Origin of the sequence: Shimia sp. MIT1388 (assembly GCF_047124445.1) — a bacterium.
Taxonomy (GTDB): Bacteria; Pseudomonadota; Alphaproteobacteria; order Rhodobacterales; family Rhodobacteraceae; genus Shimia.
The window spans coordinates 2,186,279-2,204,751 of record NZ_CP138921.1 but is presented as its reverse complement, the minus strand read 5'-3'; the positions used below and the strand labels follow the sequence as shown (position 1 = coordinate 2,204,751).

The following is an 18,473-nucleotide window of genomic DNA, read 5'->3' as shown; positions in this document are numbered from 1 at the left end:
CGCCGACCCTAGACCATTCCAGATACGACGCCTGAAAAGGACCGGACACATGTGTGCCGAAACACCTGACTACAAAGATACGCTGAACCTCCCAAAAACCGACTTCCCGATGCGCGCTGGCCTGCCCAAGCGTGAGCCCGCGTGGCTGGAGCGTTGGGAGAAGATCGGCGTCTATGACCGTCTGCGCGAGAAAGAAGGCCGGGAGCCGTTTATCCTGCACGATGGCCCGCCCTATGCCAACGGCCACCTGCACATCGGCCACGCGCTGAACAAAACCATCAAGGACATGATTGTGCGCTCTCATCAGATGATGGGCAAAGACGCGCGTTACGTGCCGGGCTGGGACTGTCACGGCCTGCCAATCGAGTGGAAGATCGAAGAGCAGTACCGCAAAAAAGGCAAAGACAAAGACGCCGTGGATGTGGTGGAGTTCCGTCAGGAATGCCGCAAGTTTGCCGAGGGTTGGATCGACATCCAGCGTGAGGAGTTCAAACGTCTGGGCATCACCGGCAACTGGCCTGATCCCTACATCACCATGGACTATCACGCTGAGGCTGTGATCGCCGATGAGTTCATGAAGTTCCTGATGAACGGCACGCTCTATCAAGGTTCCAAGCCTGTGATGTGGTCGCCGGTGGAAAAAACCGCGTTGGCCGAGGCCGAGGTGGAATACCACGACAAAGAGAGCTTCACGATCTGGGTGAAGTTTAAGGTCGCGGAGCCTGCCGATCACAAGCTGGCCGGTGCCTATGTGGTGATCTGGACCACCACGCCTTGGACCATTCCGTCCAACAAGGCGGTCGTGTTTGGTCAGGACATTGCCTATGGCCTCTATGAGGTGACCGGCACGCCTGACGAGAGCTGGGCCAACGTTGGTGACAAATATGTGCTGGCGGACAATCTGGCCGGTGACGTGATGCAACGCGCGCGTCTGGACGAGAGCATGTGGAAACGCGTCGGCGATGTGCCGGTGAGCGACCTTGAAGGCGTTGGTTTGGCACACCCGCTGCACGGTGCCGAAGGTGGCGAAGGCGAGTGGGACGATCTGCGTGATTTTCGCGCGGCACCGTTTGTGACCGACACCGAAGGCACCGGCTTTGTGCACTGTGCGCCGTCCCACGGTATGGAGGAATTTGAGCTCTACCGAGACCTTGGCATGCTGGAGCAGATGATCACCTATAACGTCATGGACGACGGCGGCTTCCGCGCCGACCTGCCGTTCTTTGGTGGCACCTACATCCTGAACCGCAAAGGCAAGGAAGGCGACGCCAACAAGAAGATCATCGATAAACTGGTCGAAGTGGGCGGTCTGTTGGCGCGTGGCAAGATCAAGCACAGCTATCCGCACAGCTGGCGCTCCAAAGCCCCAATCATCTATCGCAACACGCCGCAGTGGTTTGCCTCTGTGGATCGTAAGCTGGATGACGGCATGGGTGAGATGGGCGACAGCATCCGCGAACGTGCGCTGCGCTCCATCGATGAGCTGGTGAAATGGACCCCGCAGAAGGGCCGCAACCGCCTGTTCTCGATGATCGAAGACCGCCCTGATTGGGTGCTGTCCCGCCAGCGCGCCTGGGGTGTGCCACTGACCTGCTTTGTGAAAAAAGACGCTCTGCCAACCGACGAAGGCTTCCTGCTGCGCGATCCTGAGGTGAACGCGCGGGTGAAGGCGGCGTTTGAAGAAGAGGGCGCGGATTGCTGGTACATGGATGGCGCCAAAGAGCGCTTCCTGGGCGACAAGTACAACGCCGATGAGTGGGAGCAGGTGTTTGACGTGCTCGACGTGTGGTTTGACTCCGGCTCGACCCACGCTTTTGTGCTGCGCGACCGCGAAGACGGCGTGGCCGACGGTATTGCCGACGTCTACATGGAAGGCACCGACCAACACCGTGGCTGGTTCCACAGCTCGCTGTTGCAGGCCTGTGGCACCAAAGGCCGCGCGCCGTATCGCAATGTGGTGACGCACGGGTTCACGCTGGACGAGAAGGGCAACAAGATGTCCAAATCGCTCGGCAACACCATCGTGCCTGAGAAGGTTGTGCAGCAATACGGCGCAGATATCCTGCGTCTGTGGGTGGCCCAGACTGACTACACCGCGGATCAGCGGATTGGCCCGGAAATCCTGAAAGGTGTGGCGGACAGCTATCGCCGTTTGCGCAACACCATGCGCTTCATGATGGGCTCCCTGTCGGAGTTCTCCGAAGCGGATCGTGTCGATGTGGCGGATATGCCGGAGCTGGAACGCTGGGTGCTGCATCGTTTGGCGGAACTCGATCACCAGGTGCGCAAAGGCTATGCGGAGTTCAACTTCCAGGGCGTTGTGTCCGCGGTGTTCAACTTTGCCACTGTGGAACTGTCGGCCTTCTATTTCGATATCCGCAAGGACGCGCTCTACTGTGATGGCGACACTACCCGTCGTCGAGCAGCGCGCACCGTATTGGACATCCTGTTCCACCGTCTGACCACCTGGTTGGCACCGGTACTGGTGTTCACCATGGAAGAGGTTTGGCTCGAGCGCTTCCCGGGGGATGACAGCTCCGTACACCTGATCGACTTCCCGGACACGCCAGCCGACTGGCTGGATGAGCCGCTGGCCGCGAAATGGGCGGGTGTGCGTGACGTGCGCCGTGTGGTGACCGCTGCGTTGGAAATCCAGCGGACCGACAAGGTGATCGGTGCCTCGCTTGAGGCGGCGCCTGTGGTGCATGTGCGCGACGCGGACGTGGTTGAGGCGCTGAAATCGGTGAACTTTGCCGACATCTGCATCACCTCCACCATCGACGTAAACAACGACCCGATGCCAGCCGAAGCCTTCCGCCTGCCGGAAATCGAAGGTGTGGGCGTGGTGTTTGAAAAGGCCGATGGTGAGAAATGCCAGCGCTGCTGGAAGATCCTGCCAGACGTTGGCCAGCACAGCCACGCCGGTGTTTGCGGCCGTTGTAACGACGCGCTGGGCTAATTCGCGCTCCAAATGATGCGCATTCTGAGGCGTCCCGCTTGCGGGGCGCCTTTTGCTTGGGCAGTGTGGCGCCATGTTGAAAAAGACCGTAGACACACCCACCGGGCCAATGACGCTCACCGAAAAGGACGGCGCCATTGTGCGCGCGGAGTGGGAGAGTGGCGGTACGGATGACACGCCGTTGTTGCGAGAGGCCGCGGCGCAATTGGTGGCCTATTTTGACGATCCAGCACAGGGGTTTGATCTGCCGTTGAAGGTGGAGGCGTCAGAGTTTCAGCAGCGGGTGTGTGACGCCATGCTGGCGATCCCACTTGGGGAGACCCGCACCTATGGCGAGTTGTCTAAAGACCTCGGCGTGCCTGCACAGGCCATCGGGCAGGGGTGTGGCGGCAACCCAATTCCGGTGATCATTCCTTGTCACCGCGTGCTTGGTGCAAACGGGTTGGGCGGGTTCTCCGGCCTGGGTGGCGTGGAGACCAAGGTCTGGCTGCTCAAACATGAGCGGGCAGGCGGTTTGTTGATCTGATCAGAGGGTTTCGCGGTAGATGAGCTGCTGCGCTGCGCCGGCGACGGTCAGGTAGATCGAGGTGGCTACCAGCCCCCAATGCGCCCAGCTTTCCGGGTGGAAATCGACCCAGGCGGCCCAACCGGCAAAGAAGGTCCATGCAAGCGCCATTGGGAAGGTGAGCCAGCGCCAGCGCTCAGTGCGGGTGGGGTGCACAAATTTGATCGGCAGGAACATGGCCACGGCCAGCACGGAGACCAGCGCAAGGCTGACCCAGAAATTTGGCTCTACCGCAAAGATCACAATCACCACCATGTTCCAGCATCCGGGGAAGCCGGAGAAGGAATTATCCTTGGTTTTCATGCGCGTATCCGCGAAGTAAAGCGCGGAGGCAAAGGTGATGATGATGATGGCAAACCATCCGGTCCAGCCATCCATCAATCCGGATTTGAACAGCGCATAGGCCGGGATGAAGACGTAGGTCAGGTAGTCGATGATCAGGTCGAGCAAGACGCCGTCAAACTCTGGCGCGTTTTTCTTCACGTGGTAGTGGCGTGCCAACGGGCCGTCGATGCCATCCACAATAAAGGCGACCACCAGCCAGAGGAACATCAGGCTCCACTTGCCATCCACAGCGGCCAGCATGGCCAACATGGCAAAGACCGCCCCGGTGGCGGTGAAGAGGTGGACTGCGAGGGCACGGGCGCGAATACTCATAGAGGTGTCTTGCCGGAATTGCGTGCAGAGTGCAACGGCTGTGCGGCCTGCTGTCTCGGATGGTTAACCGCGTGGCTTGAGCGCAAAGATCGCCTGACGCACGGTTTCCGGCAGGGTGGTGTCGGCCCCATCCGGCGCGGCGTCGAGTGCGGAGGCCACATCTTTGGTCAAAATACCGATGGTGTTGTCCTCTTCCCAGCCGTCGCGGGCAAATTCGATGGTGTTAAAGCCAGAGGCGAGCCAGTTCTGGCCAGACGACGTGTGGATCAGGTTCAGCAGTGCGGTTTCGTCGATGCCTGCTTGGTCTGCCCAGTCGAGAACAAGGCGGGTCATGGCCGTATTGGAGGCGGCCAGCAGGTTGTTGAGCACTTTGGCCTGCATGCCCGCGCCAAAGTCGCCCATGTGATGAAAATGCGCACCCATGGCGTCAAACAGGGGCTGGTGTTGGCGCAAAGCCTCAGTGTCGCCGCCCAGCATGAAGGACAGTCGGGCTTCCTCTGCCGCAATGGCAGCACCCGACATGGGCGCGTCGAGCAGGGTGATGTGGCTTGGCACGCGCTCGCTTAGGGCACGGACGTATTTGGGCGACAGCGTCGAGCAGACGATCACGGTTTGCAGGTTGGGTGCTGTCTCAATCAGGTTTTGCGCGCCAAACAGCACGTCGTCGGTTTGGGCAATGTCGCGCACCACAGTGATCAGGATGTGTAGGCCTTTCCGGAAGTCATCCAAGGCGGGCATGACCGGTGCGAGGGCGCCGAAGTCCGATACGGGCCGGACATCGAAGCCAAAGGCGTCAAAGCCCGCGTCGCGCAGTGCGGCCAGCATTGGACCGCCCATGCGGCCACATCCTGCGACGCCAATTCCTGTGAGCTGCATGCAAGGTCCTCAAGTTGCCCCGCCCACCGCTGCGGGCGGGGCGGATAGGTTATGACAAGGCGCGTTTCAGCGCGGGAATGTTGCCCACGATTAGCACGTCAAAGGCCAGCACGGCCAGCAGGGTCACTCCTACCAAGGGGAACGCCACGGAGACCAGTGCCGCGATCAGAAGCGCGCCTTTGAAGAGTGGCATTTCCTTTGGCGCAGGTGGGGCCGCCAGACGCAGGGCCTTGGACGGACGGCGTTTGAGCCACATCACCACGCCAGACACACAGACAAAGATGACCATCAGGCAGAACACTGTGTTCAGGAGCAGGTTCCAAAGACCCATAAGGCCCATGTGAAAGGGGATGCCCACCGCCATGGATTTGCCCGCAACCGAATAGTCAGCATACCGCACCTCGGCGAGGATTTTGCCGGTGTATTGGTCGACGTGAATGGTGGCATCCACAGTTGGCGTGCTGCTATCGCCGCTCATGCTGTCCTGGTTGATGGTCCAGACGCCGGTGTCATCGCGCGGGTAGGCCACGCGGAAACGGCCCTCTAGGCCCAAGTCGCGGCCCAACGTCACCAGGCTGTGGATGTCCACAGGCGCGCCTTCGGCTGTGCCGGTAACGCCCACATCAGAGCCAGAAGCAGGCATCGGGGTCTGCTCCAACGCCCAAGGCACATCGTTTTGGTTGCCGTGGTTCATGCTGGCGTGGGTGCTGTCTGACAGGGGCACGTCGCTCCACTTTTCTGCTGGGAAGGTGGACCAAGCCTGCACGTATTTGCCGCCCCAGATGCCAGCCCAGGCGAGGCCGGAGATCAGGAAGACCACCAACAAGGCGGAAATCCAGAAGCCGGTGACGGCGTGTAGGCTTTTCCACAAGGCGCGCCCGCGGGCTTTGAGGTTGGGAACGAACACCGAGGTGTCGCCACCACGCGGCCACCAGAGGTACAGACCGGTCAGTACCAGCACGAGACCAAGGCCCGCAGCGATCTCAATCAGCCGATCGCCCGTGTCGCCCAGCAACAGGGAGCCGTGGATATTGTCTGCCAGATCATACCATCCCGCACGGCGGTCCCAGTTGCCAAGCACAGCGCCGGTGTAGGGATCGACGGCGACCATCTGGTGCGTGTCGCCGGTGTTGATGCGGAACACGGTGGCAAGTGCATCGGATTTGGGGCCGATGTATTCGACCACTGTGCCGGGCACCGCGGATGTGGCGGCAGCGGCTTGATCCGAGACACTCAACGCGGTGCCTTGCGGACTGACTGCGATCTTTTCACCATCGCGGCCGTCAAACTGGGTGATGAACATCATCATCATGCCAGTCACGGCGAGCATGATCATGAAGGGCACCACGTAAAGCGCGGCGTAGAAATGCCAGCGCCAGGCGGCGAAATAGAGTTTTTGAGAGAGAGACGTTGCGCTGGATTGCTCTGCGCGCACGTCGGCAAATTGGCTGTCCTTGGCCATGAGGGAACATCTCCTGAAGGGCCGCGCTTGGGTCTCCAAGGCGGCTTGTTTTGTGTTTGATTTTTAAAGGGAAGTCAGGAGACTGCGGGCGGACCGCGGGCATCATAGCGGCGGTGGAACCCGGCGCTGTTGCGGGTGAAGTCCCGATGCTGCCAGCGGTTGGTCAGGGACGCTTTGAGTGGCAGCGGGAAAGGGCCGTCCATCACCGGGACGACATCGGCGACCACGGAAAACGCACAAGGGCTGCGCTTGTCCTCGGTCTGCTCATGCAACGGTACCGGCGCCCCGGTCTCGTCCACAAGCACTTCGACCATCTCGTCCCCCGTACAGAGGACAAGCACCATATGGCCGTCTGCAAACGTCTTGGGCATCCATCCCGTGGGGATGAGTGCGGAGGCCATCACGGCCACCAAAAGCACTAAGGACGTCAGCAGGCGCATGAGTTATTCAAGACCGGCAATGATGGAGCGCAGCGTGGCGATGCCGTCACCTTTTTCCGAGCTGGTCAGCACAATCTCGGGGAAGGCCGCCGGGTGTTTGGCGAGCTTCTCGCGCACCTGTTTGAAGACCTTCTCGCGGTCTTTGACTTTGACCTTGTCGGCCTTGGTCATCACCACCTGAAACGTCAGCGCGGAACTGTCCATCAGAGACATGATCTCTTCGTCCACATCTTTGATGCCATGCCGTGTGTCGATCAGCACAAAGGCGCGGCGCAGGTTGGCGCGACCAGACAGGTATTGTTTTAGCAGGCGCTGCCATTTCTCCACCACCGCCAGCGGCGCGTTGGCATAGCCATAGCCGGGCAGGTCGACGAGATAGTGGCTGTCGGTCAGCGTGAAAAAGTTGATTTCCTGAGTGCGGCCCGGGGTGTTGGACGCACGCGCCAGGCGGCTGCGGTTGGTCAGCGCGTTGATCAACGTGGATTTACCCACATTGGAACGCCCCGCAAAACAGACCTCAACACGGTCCCCCGCAGGCAGGCCATCCATGGCCACCACACCTTTGAGGAAGTCGGAGTTGGAGCCGTCAAACAGCTTGCGACCCCGCTCCAGCGCCAAGGGCTCCGGGTCTTCGACAAATGGGAAAGGAAGTTGCATCAGAGCACCTCTGCTGTGTCGCCGACGGCAATGTCGCCGGATTTGGTCACCACACCGTAGACGCCAAAGTCCTGATGGCCAAAGGCTTCGTTCAAAACGCCCAAGGTGTCCGCGTCGCGCACGCCGGTGTCGGTGTTGGCGGTGGTCGCCTTGCAGCGCGTGATGCGCTCGCGCACCTCGATTTCGGTGCCGCCAATGCGCAGCGTTTTGCCAATCCAGTCAAACTCTTCCCATGGGGCAAAGCCATCGAGCCAGATGTTGCCGCGCCAGCGTTCGGTGGCGAGCTTGCGCCCCAAGCGGCCTTCGATCGCGCGGTGACTGGCGGTGGTGTGGATGGCGATAGACGGGAAGGGGCTGTCGGTCATGCCAAACTCACCAGCAGGCACCAGCTTGGCACTGGCGGCGCGGTCTTTGGGCATGATCGGGCGCACCCAATCAATCAGCTTGTCGCCTTGGGTTTCCGGATCAAAGGTCAGCTCCCAGAGGTCTGGATGCTGCAAGGTGATCTTGCCAGTGGCCTCGTCGACCTTGGCGGTGATTGCCTGCAGAGAAGGCGCCCCGGCGGCGCGAGAGAAATTCACGCAACGGGCCCATTCGCCCCCATCGGTTTTGGCGCGTTCATGGGCAACGGCGTAGCGGCGATCCCAGGGGAAGGTTTGCCCCTCCACCAAAGAGACATGACCCACGGACTCGCGTCCGTGGGCCTTGATCGGGTGTCGCCAGAGTGCGGAGACGGTTCCCATTATTTGGCGTCCTCCTCAGGCTTCGACTTCTTGAAGCTTGATTTGATGTTGCCAAACACATCCGGTTTATAGCCGTGCTGGCGCATGATGCCGTACTGCTGGATGAAGGTGATCACGTTGTTGGTGATCCAGTAGATCACAAGACCGGAGGCAAAGCTGCCGAGCATGAACATGAAGACCCATGGCATCCAGGCAAAGATCATCTTCTGCGTTGGATCGGTGGGCGCCGGGTTCAGCTTCTGCTGCAGCCACATGGAGATACCCAACAGGATTGGCAGAATGCCCAAGGAGAAGATCTCAAAGAAGCCAAGTTCCGGCACGCCAAATGGCAGAATGCCAAACAGGTTGAAGATCGAGCTTGGGTCCGGCGCGGACAGGTCGGTGATCCAGCCAAACCATGGTGCGTGCCGCAGTTCTTTGGTTACGAAGATCACTTTGTAGAGCGAGAAGAAGATCGGGATCTGAATCAGGATCGGCAGACAGCCTGCCGCCGGATTGACCTTTTCCTTCTTATACAGCTCCATCATGGCCTGCTGCATCTTCTGGCGGTCGTCGCCAGCTTGCTCTTTCAGCTTCTCCATCTGCGGCTGAAGCTCTTTCATCTTCGCCATGGAGGCATAAGATTTATAGGCCAGCGGGAAGACGATGATTTTCAGAACAACGGTCAGCGCGATGATCGCCCAGCCCATGTTGCCGATGAAGCCATAGAGCCACATCAGGAGCCACATGATTGGCTTGGTCAGGAAGGAGAACCAGCCCCAGTCGATGGACTCCAGCAGGCCTTCAACACCTTCTTCGTTCTGGTAGTTGCGGATTTTGCCCCAGTCTTTGGAGCCCGCAAACAGACGGGAGTTGGCGGAGGCTGTTTCACCCTCGGCCACCTGCATGGTCGGCATCACCGCTTCGGTTTGGTAGATGTCACGGGACTGGTCGTATTTTGCCACGGATTTGAAAGGCTTGCCTTGCTCCGGGATCAATGTGGCCATCCAGTAGTGGTCGGTGAAACCGATCCAGCCGTTGGCCTCAACCTGGGTCACCTCGGCAGGCGCGCCCTCGCGCTGATCGAAGGTGTAGTCGGTCATGCCGTCATAATCGGTTTCGGTCAGCTCGCCGTCGGCCATAGAGATCAGGCCTTCGTGCAGGATGAAGAAGTTCTTCAGATCATCCGGCTGACCATAGCGCGCCAACACGCCATAAGGCGCCAGCGACACAGTGCCTGCACCGGTGTTTTCGACGGTCTGCTCCACAGAGAACATGTAGTCTTTGTCGACCGAAATAGTGCGGCGGAAGATCAGGCCTGCGCCATTGTCCCACTTCAGTGTGATTGGGGTCTCAACGGTCAGTTTGTCGCCGCTTTCGATGTCCCAGAGGGTGTTGGAGCCTGGCACCTGGTCCAGAGACAGGCCAGCGCCCGGGGCCCAGCCATACAGCGCGTAGTAGGCATGTGGCTCACCGTTGGGCGACAGGAAGGTGACGATAGGAGAGTCTTCGTCCTGTGTCTCGCGGTAGTCGTTGAGCTTCAGGTCGTCCAGACGGCCACCCAGCAGGGAAACAGAGCCGGACAGGCGCGCGGTGTCGATCTCAACCCGCGGGGCATCGGCAACTTCAGTGGGCTCGACAGAGGTCGCCGCACCGGAGTCAGCCGCGGCTGTAGCTGGGGCCGTGGATGGGGTGACCGCATCGGTGCCCTCAACAACGGCGGTTGGAGCGTTGGGATCCTGAGTTGCCTCCGGAGGGGGCATTAGCCAGAACCAGATCAGGATGACGCCAAAGCTGAGCGCCGTCGCGAGGATGAGGTTCTTGTTCTGATCGTCCATTGCCGCAAGCCATCTGTCGTTAAAAGGATGGGGAGGTTCAACAGAGGTGGCGACCAAAGGTCAAGGGGATTCGACCCAATTTGCCGGAAAGGCAGCTGTTCGTTGCGTGTGGGAAGGGGGAGGCGGCAAGGGCAGCGCGGCGGTCAGCTTGGTTTGTTGCCGATCTGAAGCGCGGGGCCGATCTTTTCCTGATGCTCGGTCATCCACTTGATGGTCTCATAAAACGGCATCGGTCGGGCAATGCCGTAACCTTGCACATAGGAGCAGCCAAGCTGTGCGAGCATCGCGTGTTCAGCTGGATTTTCAACACCTTCGGCCAGCGTTTCGAGCCCAAGACGCTCCGCCATGGTGACAATGGCTGCGATCATGCGTTGCTGATCGGGGTCTTTGTCGATGTTGGTCACAAAGGAGCGATCAATCTTGATGCGCTTTACTGGCAGGCGGCGTATCGAAGAGATAGATGCGTGGCCGGTGCCAAAATCGTCCAAGTCAATTTCGCAGCCCATCGCGCTGATTGCTTCAACGTTGCGGACCACCATGTCGTCCGGCGTGCCCGCCACAACACTTTCAAGCACTTCGATGCCAAGGCGTTTTGCGTCCAGCTCGGTGCGATCCAGCTCCCATTGGATACGTTCTACCAGAGTGGGGCTGCGCAGCTCTTCACCGGCAAAGTTCACACCCACCATAGGGACCGTGAACCCGGCGTCATCCCATGCGCGAACGGCATCGAGGGACTGACGCAGCATCAGGTCTGCCAACTGGCCCATCTGGCCGGTTTGATGCAGTACATCGAGGAACTGGATCGGCGCCAAAATACCACGTTCAGGGTGTTCCCAGCGGGCCAAAGCCTCAAAGCCGGTCACAAGGCCGGTGTCGGTGGACACCTGTGGCTGGAACCAGGCGCGGATTTGGTCACGTTGCAGGGTGCGCGCCGCTTCGCTTTGGGTTTTGCGGCGGGAAATCACCTTGCGGCCCATATCGGTGGAATATGCGCGGATGTTGCTGTCGCCGGTCAGCTGTGCCTCACACATCGCCATGTCAGCCGCCTGGATCATGGCGGTGGCGGAGGGGCGGTTCAGACGGGAGGACAAGCAGAAACCAATCGAGCAGCTGACGTAGATCGACGCCATTTGAAGCGGCACAGGCTCTTCAATGGCGGTTTGGAAGCGCGTTGCCATCTGAATGCCGCTCTCGACATCAAAATAGGCAATCGGCTCCAGGGCGACAGAGAACGACGCATCACCGGAGCGGGACACCAGATCACCGGAGCGCAGCGCGTTTTTCAGGCGCTCGGCGACATAGCGCAGCACCTCTTCGGCGGCTTGATCCCCGTGGTTTTCTCGCAGGCGGGCAAAGTTGTCGATCTTGATCGAGAAACAGGCCGTGGTGCGTCCGTCCTCTTCCAGCGTGGACATCTTTTCCTGCATCTGGCGCTCAAACCCGGCCGGAGAAAGCAGGCCGGTCAGCCCGTCAACTTCGCTTTTCTTACGCCGTTTGGCGGCCGCGAAAGGCGAAAACATCAGGAATGGCAGCGGCAGCAGGAAGGCACAGACCAAAAGACCAAGCTCGCCAAAGGCAAACCATGCCGCCAAAGTCACCACCGGAAACAGCAGGGGCACCACCCGACGCACAGAGGACTCCCGGGTCCAATAAGCCCGAAATGAAGCCAGGAATGTGTCCAGTCGCGACTGCATATGAGGTGTCCTATGACGCATAAAACTTGGTCTAGTGTCAGCGATTCTCTTAAGTGATCAGTTAACGTAGCTTAGGGATCGTATCCGAATTTTGTTCAAATTTTACTGATTCCCGAATTAATCCAGCAAAATCGAACAGTTTCGGATCCATCATGTGGCTTGGGCGGATGTTGGTCAGCGCCTTGAACATCACCTGACGGCGGCCTGGGCTGTTGGCTTCCCACTGATCCAGAATCTGCTTAACCTGTTGACGTTGCAGACCATCTTGGGAACCGCAGAGGTCACAAGGGATGATCGGGTAGTTCATCGCCTTGGCAAATTTCTCACAATCTTCTTCGGCCACATGCGCCAGCGGCCGGTAGACAAAAAGATCGCCTTCTTCGTTAACAAGCTTGGGTGGCATGGTCGCGAGACGGCCACCGTGAAACAGGTTCATAAAGAAGGTTTCAAGGATGTCGTCGCGGTGATGGCCCAGCACAACCGCGCTGCAGCCCTCTTCGCGGGCGATCCGGTAGAGGTTGCCGCGGCGCAGGCGCGAACAGAGCGCGCAATAGGTGCGGCCCGCGGGAACCTTGTCTTTCACAATAGAGTAGGTGTCCTGGTATTCGATGCGGTGCGCGACTTGCATCTTTTCCAGAAAGGCGGGCAGGACGGTGGCCGGGAAATTCGGTTGCCCCTGATCCAGATTGCAGGCCAGAAGCTCAACTGGTAGCAGTCCGCGCCATTTTAACTCATGCAGCACAGCGAGCAGGGTATAGGAATCCTTACCACCGGAGAGGCATACAAGCCACTTCGCGCCGCGTTCGATCATGCCGTATTGTTCAATCGCCTCGCGTGTCTGGCGTACGATTCGTTTGCGCAACTTCTTGAAATTGGCCGAAGAAGGCGCGTCCTGGAACAGCGGGTGAATATCATTGAGGTCGTCTAACATGCCGTGCCTTATGCGAGGGGTCTTCCAGGGTCAATCTATCCCCAAGGATATCCACAGGTTGGGCGCGGACCACAAGCGCAGTTAAGGAAATCCAGACCCCGTGTGATTTCGGGCACAGGGTGGTTGCCTTGGAGTTGGATCGATTTGTGCGGGGAGGTGTGCGCGTCAAACCCCAAGTTTTAAGGGAGTTTGCGGCATGTGTCGGACGTTTGGGAGACCACCGGCGGTGCTGGGATCACGGAGCTGTGAACAGTGGGCGCTGTGGTGGATTTGGAAACACTGCGTTTCCACCTGTGTGTGGTGTGTTTCCGGGCGCGGGTTGGGCGCGCCCGGAAGGCGTAAAGGAGGGGCTTACTGAAGCTGATCTTCGTTACACTTCTTGGCCAGATCCAGCGCCTTGGCGGTGCCAGCCAGGTCAACGATGAAGGAGTATTCCTTTTCCGGGAATACGGTCATCGTGGGCGCGCGGCGGATGGCGTCATACACTTCCGGATCGTCGGTCAGCACATAGCCGCCGCTGTAGCCTTTGGTGATGTTGCCACGCATGCCGGTGGCCTCACCAACGTAGAGGTTTTCGCCAATCAACAGCGCCACGTCCTGTTTCACGTCGGTGCGGATGTTGGTTTCTGCCTTTGTGAAGATGCCGATGTAGCCAATGGCGCGGTCTTTGGTCAGGCCCATTTGAATGACGTTGTCCAAGCCGTCTTTGGTTTCGACCAGGCAGGTGCCTTTTTCGGTGTCAATATGCACGTTCCAGCCGTCCACAGCGCCGTATCCGACAAATTTGTCAGCCAGTACAGCGGTGCTGGAAAGGGTCAAAGCGGCCGTTGTGGCCAGGATGTGAGAAAGGCGCATGGAAAATCTCCTGAAGGGACAATTGAATGCGCGCAGGCTAACACTCTCTTGGGTGGTGTCCAGTCAGGTTTCGCGGTTTTGCGGATCGCCAGATGCGTCGTTTCTGTCGCCACAGCAGGGCGGCACAGGATCATAGCCGCTGCTGCCGAAGGGATGGCAGCGGCCTAGGCGGCGTAGGGTCAACCAGCTACCCTTGATCGCGCCGTGTTTCTCCAGCGCTTCCAGCGCGTAGGCGGAGCAGGTCGGTTGGTACCGACAGTTGAAGCCAACCCATGGGCTGAACACCAACCGGTAGAACCGGACGGGCAGGGCGGCGATATGGGCAAGTGGTGACATGGGGCCTATGTAGGTGAAACAGCGCGCATAAAAAAGGCCGCGTCATGCGGCCTTTTGGATCACTTCACGATGTGCTCGTCTTTCACAAACATATTGGCCCAAGCGCGATCAATCAGGTCAGGGCGCATTTGATAAGGGATGCCCTCAAATTCGCAGATCGAGATGATCTGATCGATCAAGAACACCGGCTGATAGTTGGCGTAGGTGTTGTCGATTGTCGGATACTTGGTTTTGAGCAGGTGAATGAGCGATGTCTCATCCAGCGGTAGGCCCTTTTTCTTGGCCACAAGGGCAAAGATTTTCAGGAAGTTCTCTTGGCTCGGCCCGTCGATTTTGATCTTGTAGAAGATCCGGCGCAGGGCCGCTTGGTCAAAGATCTCATTGGGGTGGAAGTTGGTGGAGAAGATCACCAGCGTATCAAAAGGCACTTCAAACTTCTCACCGGATTGCAGGGCAAGAATGTCCTTGCTCTCTTCCAAGGGCACAATCCACCGGTTGACCAGCGCCTGTGGGGGTTCTTCCTGACGCCCCAAGTCGTCCACGATAAAGATGCCACCGGTGGACTTGAGCTGCAACGGCGCCTGATAGGTGCGGGCGGTTGGGTTGTAGACCAGATCAAGCATGTTGAGCGACAGCTCACCCCCGGTGATCACGGTCGGGCGGTCACATTTCACATAGCGGCTGTCAAACCGCGCCGTGCGGCGCAGGCTGTTTTCGTCTTGCTCATCAGCTTCGGCGGCGGAGTGCACAATTGGGTCATAGACGGTGATCACCTGACCGGCGTATTCGATGGCGTGAGGCACATAGACCTTGTCGCCCATCGCGTCGCGGATGCCGTTGGAAATCGAGGATTTACCGTTGCCGGGCGGGCCATACATCAGGATCGAGCGGCCAGAGCCCACGGCGGGTCCCAACTGGTCCAGCAGGTCCGGCGGCAGGATCAGGTGTCCCATCGCACCGGTGAGCTGGTCGCGGGTGATCTGAATATTGCGGATCGATTGGCGTTTGACCTGCTCGCGGTAGACATCCAGCGGCACTGGCATGGCGCCAAAATACTCGGATTGCGCCAAAGCGTCCTGCGCACGGCCTTTGCCGGCATCGGTCAGTTGATAGCCCATCTCGTCGCCAGAATTGGCGTTGAGCGTGCCCGTCGCCTCCAGCAGGCGCTGCTCGCGGGCCATGTCGACCAACTCTTGCGTCACCGCGCGGGGCAGGCAGATGGCTTTGGAAATGTCGCCGACCATGTCCACGTTTTTGCGGAACATGGTTTTCAGGAGGATGTCCCGCATCATCACCACGGGAAGTTTCATGTCCTCGATCCGTTTTGGCGGCGGTGGGGCCATCACGTTGGTGGTCTGCATGTTCATCGACGCAACACTCCTGATTGAGGGCCGCAAAGCCCTCGGTCTGTTTCCATCCCATAGACAATCAAAAGGTGGCGTTTTTTGGGCCGCATCGGGCCGGCATCGTGAAGGATGCGATTTATTGGCCGTACAGCACGCCCAGGATCAGGTAGGTGCAGAGCGCCAGGCCAATGCCGGTGCCCATCGGCAAGGTCATCTGGTCGCCTTTACCAACATTCACACCGCTCTCAGAGGCCTTGAGTTTCCAGGCGGCCCAATCTGGCGCCAGCTTGCGCAGGGGCGTGACGCGGATGATCAGCGTGGCCAATGTCGCAACAATGATGGAGCCAAAGGTGATCATCAGCATGTAGCTGGCGTCGCCTTTATCGACGTAAAGCGCCGCCACCGCAGCCATTTTCACGTCCCCTGCACCGACTTGCCGCGCCATCCACATCAGAAGCAGCACCGCAAACACCACACCATAGTTGGCGAAGCGCCAGACAAACTCCATGATCGGCAACGTCGCAAGTCCCACTACCACAAAGATCGCAAACAAGGCCCAGACGGACAGGTTGCTGATCCGCTTGTGCTTCATGTCCACCCAGAAGATGAACACACAAAGCGGCAGCGCCGGGAGCAATGCCCAGAGCGCAAATGTGCTGGAGACCTGCATCAAGAAACCTTAGCTGTTTTCAAGCGCATCCAGGGCGCGCACCGCGGCCTCAAAGTGTTGCGGATGGGTTTCCACCGCTTCACGCAGCAGCACTTTGCCGGTTTCGGTGTCGCCCTGCTTGATCGCAGACAGCGCCAGCGTGTGCAGCAGCTGCGCGCGCTCGGTTTGCACCATCGGGATCACAGGCAGGGTGTACTGGCGTTGTGCACCACGGGCCAAAACCATGTTGTTTTTGGCGGTGAACAGCGTGCTGTCCTGACGCACCGCTTCGCCAAACAGACGCTCTGCTTCGGCATAGTCGCCACGGGTCAGCTTGGAGTAGCCCCAGTTGTTCATCACGCCAGCCGGGCGCGTGGTCAGCCCCACGGCGATTTCATAGAAGCTGTCGGCGCGGTTCCACTCTTTGTTGCTGTCCGCAATCATGGCCTCAAGACGGTAGCGCTTGAAGGTCTCATGGGTGGGCGGAATGCTGTCCAGCGTCTTTTCGGCGTCATCCCAAAGACCAGCGCGGATTTGCGCGTCTGCCAGATCAACACGATCGTTGGCGGTGCTGTCTTTGTGCTTGGTGACTTGCTTCCAGGCCGGGACCGCTTCGGTGAAGCGTTTGGCGCGGACGTAAGACACAGCGAGGCCCCGCTGAATATCGATACGGTCCGGGTTGTCTTTCAGCGTGCGCTTGAAATAGGCGATGCCTTCGTTGGGATCGGCCACTGTCAACATCACGTCAGACAGGTTGGCTTCGTCCACGGCGTTCACGTCCTGAATGGCGCGCTCGACGTTTTCACCGTCTTTTTCAGCGCAGGCTGTCAACGCGACAAGCCCGGCCACACAAATTGTCCCCAAAACAGGATGGCGCATTGTTTGCGTCCTTTGCTGCTCTTGCTCTCAATTTATGGCGTCTGACGGATCACGTAGTCGCTGCTACCCCGCCGCACCAATTTATATTCTTGTTCTTTTTCGTCACCATAGACCGGTTGATTCGAATTTACGAGTGCTATGCGCAAATTATCCCGGATTGCGTCACTTTCGCCATTGTCCAGCGCGTAGGCCCGGCGCAGGATCTGTTCGGCTTCGGCATATTTCCCCCGCTCCATGAGCGTAATGCCAAGGTTGTTCCAGGTTTCCGGATGGCTGTCATCTGCGTCCAAGGCTTGCCGCAACAGGTCTTCGGCTTGGCCCAAACGGCCCATCACCAGATTGGCGGTGCCCACAGCGGCCAGAACATCCGGTGTCAGGCCCTGTTCCAAACCTGCGCGCACAAAAGAGTCCATCGCCAGATCGTATTCACCCGCATCCATCAGGCGCCAGCCCACCACCAAGCCGTCAACAGCCTCGCCTTTTGGGTCGACTGCCGGGGCATAGGGGCTGTCACTGGATGTGCCAAAGCCGCCCGTGTCACAGGCGGCTACAGCCAAGCATAGTATCAACAGGGCGCTTGCCCGGAAGTGTGTCATTTGGGGCGCTTTTTTGCTCGTTTTGCCTCACTGGCCGAGCTGCGTGATCCCAATCACAGACGGGCTGACCAAGATGATCAACAGCGGCGGCACAGTGAGCATCATTGTGGCCAATGTCATCTTTGTTGGCAACTTGTTTGCCGCCTCTTCGGCCCGCATCACACGTTTGTCACGCATCTCGCCGGCGTAGACCCGCAGGGCCTCGGCGATGGAGGTACCAAAGGTGGCCGATTGGATCAGCACGGTCACAAAGGAGGACACGTCCTGCACGCCGCAGCGCTCCCCCATGTCGGACAGAACCTGGGATTTGTCTTTACCGGCTTTCATCTCATGCGCCACGATTTCGAACTCTTGTGCCAGCGCTGGATAGGAGGCGCGCAATTCACCGGCAACGCGGACAATCGATTGGTCCAGTGACTGACCAGCTTCCACGCAGACCAGCATCATGTCGAGACTGTCGGGGAAACCAGCGGTGATTTCCTCTTTGCGTTCGGCGACGCGGCGGGTGACCCAGTATTTGGGCAAGAAGTAGCCTGCGCCACCGGGGCCAAGGGTCCAGAACAGCATGTCCGAAGTGGTCGATTGATCGGTTTGCTTCACAAAGATGAAGTAAGTCACGCCAAGGATCAGACCGCCAATGCCCAGCACCATTTGCGCAAGGTGGTAAGCCCGCACCGCATCACGCGACGGATACCCCGCCTGCATCAGCTTCAGGCGCACGGAGCTGAGCTCCGCTTCGCTTTGCGGTTCCAGGAAGGCTTTGTATTTGTCGAGCTTGGCGTTGGCCGCCTTGCGACGCAGGCGCTCTTCCTTGGAGGTGCGTGAAGAGGTTTTCTGTTCTTGCGACTTCTTCAGCTTGGAAATCGGGTCGTCCTGACGTGCCATCACGCCAGCCGCCACCAGAAGGGCGAAGAAAAGACCAAGGACCACGACCGCAATCATCGGACCGCGTGGTCCAAGCATGTCGGTCAACATCATGTTCAGGGCTTCCAGGATGGTCATAGCAGGATC

General features: G+C 59.1%; 18 protein-coding genes. 2 read left to right on the top strand and 16 right to left on the bottom strand.

All coding sequences use genetic code 11. The annotated features are described in order from the left end of the window. Positions 1-49 precede the first annotated feature (49 nt). Together ileS and SIB92_RS10905 are read left to right on the top strand one after the other, a co-directional pair. Positions 50-2,959, top strand: coding sequence for an isoleucine--tRNA ligase (gene ileS / locus SIB92_RS10910; RefSeq protein ID WP_412552094.1), 2,910 nt, complete (start codon positions 50-52; stop codon positions 2,957-2,959). 73 nt (positions 2,960-3,032) lie between these two features. Further along, positions 3,033-3,485 carry a methylated-DNA--[protein]-cysteine S-methyltransferase gene (locus tag SIB92_RS10905; protein WP_412552093.1) on the top strand — a complete coding sequence of 151 codons (453 nt, stop codon included), beginning with the start codon at positions 3,033-3,035 and terminating at the stop codon, positions 3,483-3,485. On the opposite strand, the gene SIB92_RS10900 is transcribed toward SIB92_RS10905, so the two are convergent. The 16 genes from SIB92_RS10900 to SIB92_RS10825 all read right to left on the bottom strand — a co-directional run bounded on the left by SIB92_RS10900 (position 3,486) and on the right by SIB92_RS10825 (position 18,464). Next, complete coding sequence (locus tag SIB92_RS10900) at positions 3,486-4,181, bottom strand: CDP-alcohol phosphatidyltransferase family protein (protein WP_412552092.1); 696 nt, start codon at positions 4,179-4,181, stop codon at positions 3,486-3,488. A gap of 63 nt (positions 4,182-4,244) precedes the next feature. Then, positions 4,245-5,057 carry an NAD(P)-dependent oxidoreductase gene (locus tag SIB92_RS10895; RefSeq protein ID WP_412552091.1) on the bottom strand — a complete coding sequence of 271 codons (813 nt, stop codon included), beginning with the start codon at positions 5,055-5,057 and terminating at the stop codon, positions 4,245-4,247. Between the two features lie 49 nt (positions 5,058-5,106). Then, positions 5,107-6,519 carry a PepSY-associated TM helix domain-containing protein gene (locus SIB92_RS10890; RefSeq protein WP_412552090.1) on the bottom strand — a complete coding sequence of 471 codons (1,413 nt, stop codon included), beginning with the start codon at positions 6,517-6,519 and terminating at the stop codon, positions 5,107-5,109. A 74-nt stretch (positions 6,520-6,593) separates the two neighbouring features. Continuing rightward, the gene (locus tag SIB92_RS10885) at positions 6,594-6,959 is read right to left on the bottom strand and encodes a DUF2946 domain-containing protein (protein ID WP_412552089.1); all 366 of its coding nucleotides are present in this window, start codon (positions 6,957-6,959) and stop codon (positions 6,594-6,596) included. A 3-nt stretch (positions 6,960-6,962) separates the two neighbouring features. Continuing rightward, complete coding sequence (gene yihA / locus SIB92_RS10880; RefSeq protein ID WP_412550967.1) at positions 6,963-7,616, bottom strand: ribosome biogenesis GTP-binding protein YihA/YsxC; 654 nt, start codon at positions 7,614-7,616, stop codon at positions 6,963-6,965. Then, positions 7,616-8,359 carry an MOSC domain-containing protein gene (locus tag SIB92_RS10875; RefSeq protein WP_412552088.1) on the bottom strand — a complete coding sequence of 248 codons (744 nt, stop codon included), beginning with the start codon at positions 8,357-8,359 and terminating at the stop codon, positions 7,616-7,618. Before SIB92_RS10875 ends, yihA begins: the two co-directional genes overlap by 1 nt. Beyond that, the gene (yidC, locus tag SIB92_RS10870) at positions 8,359-10,176 is read right to left on the bottom strand and encodes a membrane protein insertase YidC (RefSeq protein ID WP_412552087.1); all 1,818 of its coding nucleotides are present in this window, start codon (positions 10,174-10,176) and stop codon (positions 8,359-8,361) included. Before yidC ends, SIB92_RS10875 begins: the two co-directional genes overlap by 1 nt. Before the next feature lie 143 nt (positions 10,177-10,319). After that, positions 10,320-11,870 (bottom strand): putative bifunctional diguanylate cyclase/phosphodiesterase, encoded by a 1,551-nt coding sequence (locus tag SIB92_RS10865; protein ID WP_412552086.1) that lies wholly within the window; start codon positions 11,868-11,870, stop codon positions 10,320-10,322. A 61-nt stretch (positions 11,871-11,931) separates the two neighbouring features. Further along, on the bottom strand, positions 11,932-12,801 hold the full coding sequence (gene ttcA / locus SIB92_RS10860; protein WP_412552085.1) for a tRNA 2-thiocytidine(32) synthetase TtcA: 870 nt from the start codon (positions 12,799-12,801) through the stop codon (positions 11,932-11,934). 351 nt (positions 12,802-13,152) lie between these two features. Then, the gene (locus SIB92_RS10855; protein ID WP_412552084.1) at positions 13,153-13,656 is read right to left on the bottom strand and encodes a hypothetical protein; all 504 of its coding nucleotides are present in this window, start codon (positions 13,654-13,656) and stop codon (positions 13,153-13,155) included. Positions 13,657-13,719: 63 nt separating this feature from the next. Further along, positions 13,720-13,992, bottom strand: coding sequence for a membrane protein insertion efficiency factor YidD (gene yidD, locus SIB92_RS10850; protein WP_412552083.1), 273 nt, complete (start codon positions 13,990-13,992; stop codon positions 13,720-13,722). Positions 13,993-14,051: 59 nt separating this feature from the next. After that, positions 14,052-15,359, bottom strand: coding sequence for an ATPase (locus SIB92_RS10845; RefSeq protein ID WP_412552082.1), 1,308 nt, complete (start codon positions 15,357-15,359; stop codon positions 14,052-14,054). Between the two features lie 115 nt (positions 15,360-15,474). Next, positions 15,475-16,008: a prepilin peptidase gene (locus tag SIB92_RS10840; RefSeq protein WP_412552081.1), complete on the bottom strand. Its 534-nt coding sequence runs from the start codon at positions 16,006-16,008 to the stop codon at positions 15,475-15,477. Between the two features lie 9 nt (positions 16,009-16,017). After that, positions 16,018-16,866 carry a tetratricopeptide repeat protein gene (locus SIB92_RS10835; RefSeq protein ID WP_412552080.1) on the bottom strand — a complete coding sequence of 283 codons (849 nt, stop codon included), beginning with the start codon at positions 16,864-16,866 and terminating at the stop codon, positions 16,018-16,020. Between the two features lie 32 nt (positions 16,867-16,898). Beyond that, on the bottom strand, positions 16,899-17,423 hold the full coding sequence (locus tag SIB92_RS10830; protein ID WP_412552079.1) for a tetratricopeptide repeat protein: 525 nt from the start codon (positions 17,421-17,423) through the stop codon (positions 16,899-16,901). A gap of 66 nt (positions 17,424-17,489) precedes the next feature. Next, a complete protein-coding gene (locus SIB92_RS10825; RefSeq protein ID WP_412552078.1) occupies positions 17,490-18,464 on the bottom strand; it encodes a type II secretion system F family protein in 975 nt (324 codons plus the stop codon). Between the last annotated feature and the right edge of the window lie 9 nt (positions 18,465-18,473).